General features: G+C 44.3%; 12 protein-coding genes. All 12 read right to left on the bottom strand.

What is annotated here, in order from left to right:
* Nucleotides 1-278 precede the first annotated feature (278 nt).
* The 12 genes from MNY66_RS06120 to MNY66_RS06065 all read right to left on the bottom strand — a co-directional run bounded on the left by MNY66_RS06120 (nt 279) and on the right by MNY66_RS06065 (nt 12,524).
* The gene (locus tag MNY66_RS06120) at nt 279-5,111 is read right to left on the bottom strand and encodes a phage tail tip protein J-related protein (RefSeq protein ID WP_241501699.1); all 4,833 of its coding nucleotides are present in this window, start codon (nt 5,109-5,111) and stop codon (nt 279-281) included.
* Nucleotides 5,111-5,509, bottom strand: coding sequence for a DUF6950 family protein (locus tag MNY66_RS06115; RefSeq protein ID WP_241501698.1), 399 nt, complete (start codon nt 5,507-5,509; stop codon nt 5,111-5,113). The genes MNY66_RS06120 and MNY66_RS06115 overlap by 1 nt, the downstream gene beginning before the upstream one ends.
* Before the next feature lie 58 nt (nt 5,510-5,567).
* Nucleotides 5,568-5,873 (bottom strand): YecR family lipoprotein, encoded by a 306-nt coding sequence (gene yecR / locus MNY66_RS06110; RefSeq protein WP_241501697.1) that lies wholly within the window; start codon nt 5,871-5,873, stop codon nt 5,568-5,570.
* Between the two features lie 55 nt (nt 5,874-5,928).
* Nucleotides 5,929-6,510 carry a hypothetical protein gene (locus tag MNY66_RS06105; protein ID WP_241501866.1) on the bottom strand — a complete coding sequence of 194 codons (582 nt, stop codon included), beginning with the start codon at nt 6,508-6,510 and terminating at the stop codon, nt 5,929-5,931.
* Nucleotides 6,510-7,106 carry a hypothetical protein gene (locus MNY66_RS06100; protein WP_241501696.1) on the bottom strand — a complete coding sequence of 199 codons (597 nt, stop codon included), beginning with the start codon at nt 7,104-7,106 and terminating at the stop codon, nt 6,510-6,512. The genes MNY66_RS06105 and MNY66_RS06100 overlap by 1 nt, the downstream gene beginning before the upstream one ends.
* Before the next feature lie 2 nt (nt 7,107-7,108).
* Complete coding sequence (locus tag MNY66_RS06095; RefSeq protein ID WP_241501695.1) at nt 7,109-10,195, bottom strand: tape measure protein; 3,087 nt, start codon at nt 10,193-10,195, stop codon at nt 7,109-7,111.
* Nucleotides 10,196-10,229: 34 nt separating this feature from the next.
* A complete protein-coding gene (locus tag MNY66_RS06090) occupies nt 10,230-10,505 on the bottom strand; it encodes a phage tail assembly protein T (protein WP_420915511.1) in 276 nt (91 codons plus the stop codon).
* A 5-nt stretch (nt 10,506-10,510) separates the two neighbouring features.
* Complete coding sequence (locus tag MNY66_RS06085; protein WP_241501694.1) at nt 10,511-10,903, bottom strand: phage tail assembly chaperone; 393 nt, start codon at nt 10,901-10,903, stop codon at nt 10,511-10,513.
* A gap of 5 nt (nt 10,904-10,908) precedes the next feature.
* Nucleotides 10,909-11,358 (bottom strand): phage tail tube protein, encoded by a 450-nt coding sequence (locus MNY66_RS06080; protein ID WP_047255628.1) that lies wholly within the window; start codon nt 11,356-11,358, stop codon nt 10,909-10,911.
* Between the two features lie 65 nt (nt 11,359-11,423).
* Nucleotides 11,424-11,759: a DUF3168 domain-containing protein gene (locus MNY66_RS06075; RefSeq protein WP_047255627.1), complete on the bottom strand. Its 336-nt coding sequence runs from the start codon at nt 11,757-11,759 to the stop codon at nt 11,424-11,426.
* Nucleotides 11,756-12,205, bottom strand: a complete 450-nt coding sequence (locus MNY66_RS06070) for an HK97-gp10 family putative phage morphogenesis protein (protein WP_047255626.1) — start codon at nt 12,203-12,205, stop codon at nt 11,756-11,758. The genes MNY66_RS06075 and MNY66_RS06070 overlap by 4 nt, the downstream gene beginning before the upstream one ends.
* Nucleotides 12,198-12,524, bottom strand: a complete 327-nt coding sequence (locus tag MNY66_RS06065; RefSeq protein ID WP_047255625.1) for a phage head closure protein — start codon at nt 12,522-12,524, stop codon at nt 12,198-12,200. Before MNY66_RS06065 ends, MNY66_RS06070 begins: the two co-directional genes overlap by 8 nt.
* Nucleotides 12,525-12,527 lie beyond the last annotated feature (3 nt).

The raw sequence follows: 12,527 nt of genomic DNA, 5'->3' as shown, positions 1-12,527 counted from the left end.
TCGCCTCTTTGACGGTTGCCGGTACCGGAAAGCTCAGCGTCATTTCTGTGTTACTTTGAAGAGAGGCAATACTGTTAATGTAAATTGTGGCACCGTTCTGGATTAAGATAACTTGCTCGGGCGAAATGAGTGAGTTGTTATCTTTCCACTTTGTATTAGTGCCGACTACTTTCGTCGTATTTGCTGTGGTTGTGATTTTACCTGTGCTGTACATGCTATTTCCTTAAATTTAGACGTAAAAAAACCGCAATTAAGCGGCATTGATTGAATTGATTGCATTAACTTTTGAATACTAGACATTGCGCGGGAATTTTGTGGATAAGGTGATAACTACTTACATGACCGACAATTTTATATGAAATTGTGGCAGTCTCGTTAGCATAAAGAACACCCGCACCAGAAGTTGACCCAGATGTTATAGCGTAAACGTCATAATTATCCCCGCCTGCACTTCTTGAACCTGTGACTGAAGATAACGGAGAGAACGAGATTATAATTCTATCGTTTATTTTTACCTCTACATGCCAATTTACGTTACTGAAATCAGAGGATTCCATTGTTGATACAGTTAATGCTGGAATAACCAAGGTACGTTCGAACGCTTCGGCAGGTAGTGTGATTGAGCCATCGAAGGGAATAGAATGCACTCTAATCACATCACCCACGATTTTGTTCGCGTAAATAGTCCCCTTTACATCACAGTTCTCATCAATTGTTACATTGCTAAATGTTCCGCTTGTCGCGTTAATCTCCCCCGTTATTTCTGCATCACTCGCAATAATTTTCCCGCTCTCAAAATCCAGCATTAGCCCCTTTTTAGTCACCGGATCCCAATGCTTCGACTTGATAGTCGAGCCAATCAATAGCTTTTCAATTGTCGCTTGATTAATAAACGCCTCATTGATAAACACCTGTCCATTTTCGACAAAGAAAACAGGTTCTAGCTTGCCGCTGGATGGATTTAAAATACCAAAGGTATCCGCGCTAAAACCGATTTGCGTTGTGACTTGGCCATTTTTAACCTCCGCGCCAATGATGAATTTTGCATCATGATATTGTCCGTTCCAGTGAATACCGGCTTGGATTTTATAAATTGCCGATCCGTTACCTTGATGATCAAAGACAGTCTGTGCGCGTTGCTCAATCGCCGCCTGCTGATTATCAAACTCAGCTTTAGTTAATTGGCTAAAATCTGCGAGTGCCCGGTCATTGTCCGCCACCGCTTTTTGCGTTTCACCGATTGAACCCTCAGCTTTCCCTACTCGCGCATTGAGATCCCTATCCACTTTTGCAATCGACTTATTTGTCTCTGCAATCGCAGATTTATTCTCATTAATCAGTGAATTTGTGTCGTCAAAGTCAGATTTGAACTCGGCACGTAATTGCTCTTGCGTCTGCGTGAGCGCCTTTTCATTATCAGCAATCGCGGTATCAACCCGTACTAATCGCGAATTAACATTCTCAAACTGTGCATCGAGCTGAACGCCTTTTTGTACAAAGGCCTGATGATTATCAGCAACAACTTTGTTAGTTTCGGTAATGGATGCTTTCGCATGTAATAGCTCAGAGTTCAGCTTATTCTGCTGAGCGGTTATCTGCATTGAAGTTTCAGCCTGAGACGATTCAATGTTGCTTTGCGATTGCTGAATATTACTAATTGATGCTTCATTATCTTCAAAGCGAGATGCAGCTTGCTCTGTCTTTTCAGTCAGTGTTTTATCTGTCGCTGCAATCGCTTTCGCGTTCGACGTGACGGCAGCGCTAACATTAGCTAAATCCCCCTTGGTTTTATCAATTTCTCCTTTGTTATCGGTAATACCTTTTCCTAGCTCGGCACGGACTTGCTCCGTGCGTTCGGACTGGGCCTTATCAACTTCAGCAACAGATTTACGAGCATCAACAAACGCGGCTTCCGAATCTTCAAATTGTGATTTAACACTCTCTGCTAACTCAGATGTGGCTTTTTTATTGTCCGCTGTTGCTGTTGATATGCGCTTAACTTCCGCATTGGTCTTAGTTAATTCAGCACCTTGCTGATTAATACTCGCAGTATTCTGGAGGATAGACTCAGATAACACAGCGTTATCTGACGCTTGGGTTTGCTTCAAGTCTGCAATCGATGCCTGAGTGTCTTTATACTGACTTTGCTGGGTTTGCTTTATCTCCGTTTGTGTTTTATCGAGCTCAGCAATAGCAATTTTTTGCTCGTCTATGCTGCTACTGACTTTCGATAATTCACGTCCTTTCTCGTCTATATTTTCTTGTAGCTTATCGTCACCGATTTTGATTTCAGCGCGGAGTTGCTCCGTCGTTTTAGCGAGGGCTTTATCTTGCTCGGACTGAACTTCTTTGATATCAGTAATCGCACTTTCTGTATCATTCAATCGCGCATCAATCTGCACCCCCATCACAGCACGGGCTTCGGTCTCAGTCGCAACAGCCTTCTCATTCTTGGTGATCCTGGCTTCTGACTTAAGCTGTTTATCACTCTGTGATGTAAACTGCGCGGCGGTTTGCATCACAGATTCAGACAAAGAAAATAAGTCATTAGACACTGCGGTTTCAATGCGAGTGATGTAACCCATGTGCTCTTCAAATTGCGCGACAGTGCTGCGTTCAAACTTAGCCTGAGCCTCAGTTAGCGTTGCTGTTGCGGATTCAACTTCGGTGACACGCCCAGTTACGCCCTCAACATCCGCTTTTACTTGATTAATTTGCTTCGCACTGGCTTCTTCATATGTTGCTTGTGCTTCTTTCACTGCGAGTATTGATGAGGTATTTGATGCAATAACCGCGCTCGTTTGCGTTTGCCAACGCGCAAAAGCTTCTCTATCAGTGACCTGCACTTGCTTAAGTTCAAATATTTCAGCTTTGCGATCGGCCTTTTCTTCGCTAATTTTGTAACTTAATTGCGTGGTAAAAAGCGTATTCTGCAAAATAGCTTCATTAGCTATGCCAACATCGGTATTGATTTGAACCACTCGATTATCTAACTCAACCGTTTTGCTATCAATATCAATAACTTTCTGACTAGTTTCCTGCTGCTCAATTTCAAGCGCATCAACTTTCTCGCGACTGAAATCAATGTCTTTTTGCATCTCCTCGCCGGCTTCTTTAGACAGAAAGTTATTTCCCACCTCGTCGAGCATGTCTTTTGGTGTTCCTTCCGCTTTGCCAACAGCTTCAACAAAAAGTGATTTCCCGTAGCTGTTAACCGTACGAACATAAAACCAATAATCAGTGTCAGATTTTAAATTCTCTTTTGTCCAAAATTGCCCTTGACCTTGGCGATTGGCTTTAGTGGTCACTTCGGTATCGTTCGTGCTAGCTAACTTCTTATCGCTAAACCAAAATTCAAACGTGTAACCGTGCTGCGCGGTCTCGCCACCGTGTGGAATACACGTCAGCGAAAACATTCCCCCGACCATTTCAACGCTCACTGGCTGCGGCGGAGCTTGGATATCAAAATCGACAATCGCAGGGGAAGACATCGCGCCAGCGGCGTTAATTGAACGAACTTCAGCGCGATAAGCGCCGCGAATAAGCCCCGATAATTCTACTCGGTCATGCGGTGCCTGTACGGATTGGATTACTTGGCCATTTTCAATAATATTAACGGTATGATATCGAACATCAGCGGCCGCTGATTGCCAACTTAAATAGCCCTGCACCACGTCACCAATATTGGTTGGCACGAAGGTCAGGTTAAGCGGTGGAGCAACACTGCCGGTGGGCAATACAGTAAACGGTGGGCGAACAAAAGGCTTGCCGATAACATCTTCGTAGATATAAGCACCGTCCTCCTCGAGGAGAATATCGACGCCTTCTTGCGGATGAAATTTCCATTCAGCCACACGGAATTCCATATTTTGAATACCAATATGAGGCAGATTTAATAAAATCACTTCCCCGGGCCGATAGGCATAACCATCCATATTCATACGCAGTTGAACACGACGGCCTGCTCGTTTCTTACGTAAATAAAGATTAGATAATCTTGCCGCCTGGTATGGACTTGTGACGAATCGATAATCTAAATTCTCCTTGATTTCTAAACCATCTTCATTAATCCATTCATCGATAAGGATAGGCTCAAAATCTGTTTTTATGTACTGCTGCTCTGCATCGACAAAGGTGCCATAAATCGCATTGGTTGCATCGCGTAGCGCCAATTCTGGGGTAATATTGACTGTATCGATGATTTGATTGGGTTCAATGCGTAATACTGCTGGCCCATTATACGCCTGCATCAAAATACCGTGCTTTCCGGCGACATAAGTCGGCTCTGCGGCAATACACCTGTGCATATGATCGAGTATTGATGAAGGTGACTCGGATAACTCATAAGCGCCATTGATAGTATAGCGTGGCTCACTTTGTCCCTCCGGGGAAACTACCGGCTCATTACACAGGTCTGCGGCGACTTTAAAGGCGTCAAAATCAATATCACTATCAGGCACACCCAAGTAGCTACGATAAAAATCGAGAATTACCAGCGCCCCATTATTACTCCAGACAGTTTGATTGGTTCGTGGGTCAAATAGCGGCTTACCCCACACTTCGACTTTGACATTGGGCACACCGTACGGAAATTTCTCAGCATCATATTTCAGCGTTAAACGCAGCCATGCCAGACCATCGCCTATCATGTCCTCTTTCCATGAAGGGGCATTCTTTAGCATGTACGGATCGCAGTCGATACGCCCGTTATGAAACTCATAACTGACCTTATCACCGAAAGTATCTATCAAATCCTCGTTTAACCAAATTTTTCCAATGCGATCTACTTTATGGGCTGCGATTGCAATAGCTAAAAACAATCGCTCATTTTCTGTTTGCTCCCCCTTTTCTTCTTCCGCAAAAAATAGCAATCCGGAGCACACAGTTTTGCCCACAATGATAGTTTCTGGGGCAACCGCAGAGCGTAGCATTTGCTTGCGTTCAGATTGATCGCGATACTGCATAGAGGGTAATTTGTCTTGAAAAATAAACGCACCGGCAGCCTGAACAGCAATGCCTGCAACAATCAAAGCAGTTCCTAGTCCTCCCGTCGCAATAACGCCCGCCACCATTAACCCTGCAGAGACGATGCTTGTGACTGTCTTTCCCATTATTCAACTCTCCACGCTTTAATCGGTTGATGATTGACAGGCATTGCACCGCTTTCGGTCACTGCCCATACTTTATTGGCCCAGATAACACCCAGTGTTTTCCCGTCATCGCCATTGAGCATAACAATATCGCCACGTAAAGCTTTCGTCGGCTCAATCTCAGTAAAGAAACCTGATAATGCAGATTCGAGGTCACCAAATTCTATTTTTAATACTCTGGCTGCACCTGTCTTAGTCTTATACCTGCCTCGAATATTTTTGCAGGGGTCAAAATCACACACAGCAACCACACAGTCAGCAGCAAACAAACAGCAATCATGCTCACCCCATGAAAATGGCTTTTGCATGGCTTTTTGTAATGCTTCAGGAAGTCTTGTTGTCCAGCTTGGGTGTCGCATTTGATGATCTCCAGGCATAAAAAAACCCGCCGAAGCGGGTTTTTTATAAATCATATTATTAATCAGTGCATTGAAATGGAACAATTATCTGAGACTGCATGCAATTACCAAACCCATTTCTTGCTAGACAAGTATTCTTTTGTCCACCAAAGGCTTCTGCTGTCTTGTACCCCCATACTTTGCATTTCTGGGTGGCTTTAATTTGAGCATCATTAAAGTCGACTTTTACTGTTTCAAATGCTCCTGCATCATATGCCATTTCAACTGTACCATCGGCTTTACTTCCACCAACTGCATACATTTGCTTGTTTACTGTACAGGCAGAGACAAGTAAAGCAAAAAAAAGCACTATCAAACTCTTCATTGGATTCATTCCTATATTATATTTCGCAATATGATACAAAAATAATACTCATATATCACTTGTAAATAAAAACAGGTGAATCTTTTTTACTACCCCAGTAAATGGCGCGCTCTGCCATTTGAGCAACATAACGAAATATACGATCATTACCATGTCGTTTTTGCCATGATTCATCGGTGAATCTGTCAGGCAACCCCTGAGACCAACGTTCAAAACGATTTGATACAGTAACGGCAATTTCGCATTGGTTGCCCACGCTCACGCCAATATTACTGATCTGACCCGCAAATAACACCTCAGCGAGAATAGGCTGACCATCCTCGTTGAGCGCTACCATCATTAATCGTACATCACGCCCTCGACTGCGCTCATTCATCACATCACCCAGCAGTGAAGAATCAAAACCACTGAGGGACAAAATAAGCTGCTGCGGGCTGGTTGTATTTTCTTCTGAAACCGTTTCTATCGCACCAAACTGCCCCACCCCCTGATAAACCTCGCCAGCAATAACTAAATTACCCGTCGCTGTATGCACACGTGTTATACCAGATTTAAGATCAAGCTTAGCGGCAATGACAACATAACAACCCCCATTAATTGCTTGGATCATTTTATTTGAAAAAGGATGATAGATCATCAATAAAGCGCCTCCTCAAAAGATAGTGTCGTAGATGTAAATACACCAGGGATCCGCCTTAATCGACCTTGATTGTTATCCGTTAACTTAAATATACCATAGGGATTAACCGCTTCGATTTTTTCGCCGATTGCTGGAGAGGAGCGCAACATAGGGGAAAATAAAAGCATGGCATTTCCTTGTTCATCACTTGTAATATCAGCAGTAACTTTTTTCAATTCATGATTGATAGTGAAATTGTCTGCAGCTCTTAATATCAACGTATTGGGCTTCCAGCCTTTAGCTTGTAGCGATCTTCCCGTCTGGTTAGGCAGGCTTACCGTAGGGGTTCCCATTCCAGTTAGGCCAGTTCGAACCCAATCAAACAACTTAATTCGTCCAGACTCCCCATCCAGCTGCGCAAGAATAACCTCTAGCAGCCTAGATTTTTCATCGGTTAAATTGTTAAGGGTTAAATCACAGCGCCATCGACTGCCGGGATAACGCACAGTCTGTGCGCTTCCGGTAAATGTAGAGACGAAGGTTTTAGAGTTGCTCATTAGCTGCCAATCTAGCGCGGATGGCTCTAACTCTTTAGGCCACATCAAAATATCCATGACTATTTTCCTAGTGTTTTACGTAGCTTACCGTTAGTTTGAAAGTCTCGCATAATCCTAGCCTCCGCCTTGGCTGCCCCATCCTCTGCGCCTTGTCGAGCAGCCTCTCTTAGCGCAGCCTCCAATGCTGCATCCCCATTGCCGTGCACATGTATTTCCTGCTGAACAACCGTGCCACCAGCAGGCTTATCATTGACCGGCATATCTATCTTAGGGAGTTGAGCACGAACACCTAGCGATCCATCTTTACCGCGCGTCAAGGGCATAATAGCTTCAGGGCCCGCCTCGCCCATCAATCCAAGTGATGGGATGCCGCCTTTTGCAAACGGGAAGAATGTCGGAGCATCAACAACCTGACCACTGTAAGCACTTAATCCTGGTGTATTATATAGCCCACCTTTCGCATTTGCGGTAAAGCTTAAATTCCCATACGCTCCTGTTGAGAACGCATTAGCGCTTGAGCTAGAGGCCGCACCACTAGAAGCCCCTCCTGCAATACCGCCAAACAACCCAGTTAACGCATTGGTGATCATTGATTGCATAGCTATGCGGACTAGATCCTGAATAATAGATTGTGCAAGTGATGCCGAAAGCTCTTGAAGTGTTTCAGAGAATGATTTAGACCCCGTTAAAATACCTGTCAATGCATTACTTGTGCGTTGCTCTACTGTTTCAAGAAGGTTCATTTGCATTTGCTGCCAGTTGCCCTGAGCCGCATACAACTCTTTAGCGGCATCAAGCTGTGCATTTTTAGAGCGATTAGTAGCTGCTATCATCAGTTCTTGATAGCGCTCTTGGCTGATTAAATCATTGTTACGATAAGCTTCATATAAAGCCTGTTGCTCGCTTAACTGATTTTGCAGCTTGGCGACAGGATCTACTTCACCAGCTAAATCATAACTTGGCAGCGCTTTTTGGTTTGCCTCTTCGGTCATTTTTTGCTTCACGTAGTCATTATGAAGCTGCAAACTGGCGGCATAATATTGTTGCTCATTTATCAGCTTGGCCTGACGAAGTTCGCCTAACTCTCTTGCTGCCTCTCTTTCCTTGCGAATAATGGCTGCATAAGGATCGTATTTCTCAGCAAGTTCTAGCCGTTTCTGCTGATGATTTTCTGCATTGAGCAAAATCAAACGCTGCATTTCGGCTTGACTGACGTAGCCTTTCTTGTGAAGGCTAGCTAACTTGTCACTATTTTCCTTTTCACTCGCTTGGATTTTTTGAAGGCTTGAAAAATGCTCTGACTCAATAGATTTGCGTAATTGCTGATAATCATTAAGCGCTTTAGTTTTGCCTTTATCCTCATCAGTACTACCCGTTAGTTTTGGTGGTGGTAATGGGGCAGGGTCTTTTTTCGGCAAATCTCCTGAGGCTAATTTGTCTTTGGCTTCATTAATGCGGTTTATTTTTTCTTTTGTTATATCAATGTTTGCATTAGCTTTTTCAAGCTGTGCATCAAGTCTAATTACATCCCTATTTAGGTCGGGAACTTGGTTAAATACATCCCCAAACACCCCGCCCTCTAGCTCCTTCGCCCTGTCTTTTTTATCCCGAAGCTCATTGATCATCTTATTGCGCTCAGTGACTATATTTTGCAAATCATCTTGTGCATCAACAAGCTTTACCGTTAGTTCCTTTTGAGATAATTGCATTAGTGCTTCAGTTGTCTCAAGCACTGCATCTCTCAGGTTTAATGCTCGATCTCTCGCTTCAGTTGCTTTCTCTGAGAAATAGAATAGAGCCCCACCAGCCATCATGGCGACACCAACAGGTCCACCTAATAAGGATAAAGTACCCCGCATAGCGCGAGTGGCATAATTAAGCCTATTTTGTGCGGCAGTCAGCTGATTAACGCTCGCCTCTTCGGCTTTATTTAATGCAATGATTTTTGCGTAGTTGGCCTCTTGCTGAGTTCTAATTGCCGCTCTACGCTCTTCTGTTTTTGCAGCGATAAGTTGAACGCCAAGAGATTGCTGAGTTGAAACCGCATAGGCCTGATCTGCTCGTATTTTAGCTAACGTGATTTCCAATCCCTTGGCTTGCGCTGCATTTAACACATAGTTATTTTTAGCCGTAACAAGCATATTCTTGCCGGCTTCATAAGTGCTTAGGGATAAGTTGCCCATATAGCGTGATAAACCAATCGCAGCTATCGCAGTGCCAACTGATGCAAAACTACTGAAGTTCTCCGTGACCGTTGCCAAAGTTGCTGACATTGAGCGAGTGATCCCCATGCTCGCATTAATTTCACCAAAATAAGACTTGGCAGCATTGGCCGCCTTGGCAAAACCATCTGCAACGGTATTGTCCATGCTGTCCGCTAACGCATTGTTAGCCTCTTTCGCGTTAATCAATGAATTAGTGAATAATGTCATTGAAATGCCACTTTTAGTGGCCATCAACTTAACATCGTTTTCAGTGACTTTAACGCCGCCGCGCATACGTGAGAGTTCTTTAGCAATATCGCCCACAACAGAAGGCATGGCATTTAATACAGAATGCCAGTCATTGCCTTTTAAAACGCCTGTCACCATTGCACGGTTTAATGCTGTAAATGCCGATTCGGTTTGCTGTGCGCTTGTAGCATTTGCGGTAAACGTTGATGATAGCGATTCGATGTAGTCCAGTGTGTTTGCCGTTGAATAGCCTAGCTCTTTCATGGCTGAGGCTGAACCTACATACAATTCTTGAGTGGTTTCTATGGCTTTACCGTTTCGGTTACTGACCGTTAAAAAGCGCTGCTGGAGTTCTTCGTAACGACTGACGTCCCCTTCCACTGAAGTGAGTGCCATTTTAATGCGCGCGGACATTTGCCCCCAATCATCAACAGCGGTGATCAAGGTTGAAACCGAAAAGAAACCAGCTAACGCACCCGACATTATCTTGGCAGTGCTGGTCACGGATGCTAATTGATTGTTGATATCATTCAACGCTTGTTTTTGTGATCTTAATTCTCGCTCAAAACGACGGCCATTAGCACTCATCGTTTTGTAATACTCATTACCCGTACGGGACGCCTTAGCTATTTCTGCCTGATAGCTCGTTGAGTTAGCGGATATCTTAATAATAAGTTCGCGGAGTGTTGACATAATTGACCTGCGTCCTGACGAGTGTTGATATTGATTACGCGAGTGAGGCAAAGAAATTCTCTAACCCTGCTCCGTCGCTCTCTTCTTCCTGCACGCTCTCAGTGTCCCACTGGATCAACGTGTCATTAATGGAGGTTTTCACGCCCTGCGCATTAAAAATAGCCGCGGTAACTTGTGCCGCATGTACGTCTGAGCGTGCGTCACCAATGGGATTTATCGAATCAAATGCCCACCAGAGTTGTAATTCACTGGCGGGCATAGTACCGATTTCAGAGAGAGTTTTTCCTAGCCGCAATGCTAGGGTGAGCAAAAATTTTAGTGCAGGTTCACGGACTTTTTTTCAGCGTCATTGGCACCCATGATCAGCTCAAAGGCCTGATGAACGAGCCGAGCATGAACAGGCCCATAAATGGCCAGCACGGTGGCCTTATCTTCCGGGCTAAAAATAGGCTGATGTTTCTCATCCAGTAAAACGTTAATGAGAAAATCAACATCTGCTTCAAGGTTACGTTGAACCATTTCCTCTGTGCTGAGTTTATCCGTATCACCAAGGTCACGATGCTCTTTCAGCCATTTCAGCCACACTGTTACGGACGGCTCACGCAATACCACATCAGCATCCCATTCGGAGACAGTGACCTTTGTTGTACGAAATGATTGTGCAGCATTCAGTGCAATATCGCGTAGATTCATTACTTTTTTTGCCATGATGTTTATTCTCCTGCTGCTTTAATTGGGGAAGGCTTGCCTTTCATGCGTAATGTAAAAGAGGCTGATACCACGCCATTACCCGCAACCGACCAGCTATTTTGACGCACCTCTGCAAGGAATGCGTAACCATTACCGGAAGGAAATTCCACTTTAAACGCATGAACGGTATCGTTGTCATAGGCTTGGCGTAATACCTCTTGCCCCTCGGCATCCGCTGACCAGTTACCATTAATCGACACCTCGCCGGGTGCGGGTAAACCATTAATCATTTCCTGTTCGGTAGAGCACAATGTCGTAACATCAATATCTGCTTTCTGCCCTCCCGTGTAGCTAATTTCTTTCGTTGTACAATCAATTGACAAAAAACTTGCATTTGATGGGTTAAGTTCTGTTGCCGGAAGTTTTGAGACGCTAATTTTTGTACCTTGCGTTCTTTCATGTTTAGCTGCCATATCAATTTCCTATAGAAATAAAAAAGCTGCCGAAGCAGCAGATTAAATTTGAGTGTAATTAAAGATTATTGCCAGACTTGGCATTCGAGGGTGATACGTCTGAGTTTCTCATCCGGCTCGTATGTTGGGCGCTCAGTAATATTAGTAGGATAAAGCGGCTTAATGGCTGATCTGATTTTCACCATTAATTCACGCGCTGCCCTTAAGGTGTCGCAATAAACATCAATTTGAATATTGATCATCTGCTCAGCTTGACCGCTCAAGACATCACTATCAATACGGTAGATTGATAATATGCACCAAGGCGGCTTAATCGGCGGCGATTCCAGTGGAACAATAGACGAAAATACCTTGTCCGGCAGTACAGAGTCGAGATAAGGTAAAATATCCGCTTCAGTCATTTTCGTAATACCTCGTCGATGGCTTGATTTAGTTTGCTGATCGCAAAAGCGGCAGCTTCATCCGCTTTACCGTCGAACGCCGGTCGAATAAAAGGCTGAGGTGACATCTTTGCCGTGCCATTTTCCAAGAAACGCCAATAATAAGCGTTGTTAGGGTGAACCGCTTTCATACGGTTATCGCTATTGGTACCGTCTTTATTCGTACCGCGAACATAAACCCCCGAAGACACTTCACCCTGCTTGCGATTGCGCTGATTACTCACTACGATATTTTTAGCCAGCTTCCCCGTTCGTTTAGGCGCTTTAACTCTGGCCTCGTCGCGCAAAATACTTGCCGCTGCATACGTCGCTTGCCGCAATACCTTGTTGCTTTCCGCCTTGCTGAGTAAATCCAATTCTTTATTGATATCCAGCAGGCCACCAAAGTCAATGCTCATATCAACCATCAGCAGAGACTCCTTGCTTGCACAATAATTCAAGACGGGTAAACTTGACATCAGGGATCACGGATTGGATATCATAAATAAGTCCGCGATAAATCATGCGACAGGTGGAATTGATATCCGATCGATAACGCATCCATACCCGCACCGTAACTTCGGACATTTCAGCCCCAGCTGAAAGCAGCTCTCGCCCACTTATTGCCCTAACTTCAGCGCGAGTCACGGTTATATTTGTCCACTTCTTCTCTCGCTCACCGTATTCACTCTTAACCATTTCAGTGCGTTGAAATATCACTCGATGCCGTAAACGCCCCGCTTGCATAAT

Origin of the sequence: Moellerella wisconsensis (genome assembly GCF_022592395.1) — a bacterium.
In the GTDB taxonomy this organism is placed as follows: Bacteria; Pseudomonadota; Gammaproteobacteria; order Enterobacterales; family Enterobacteriaceae; genus Moellerella; species Moellerella wisconsensis.
The sequence above is the reverse complement of the archived record's forward strand: the minus strand, read 5'-3'. Positions and strand labels throughout refer to the sequence as shown.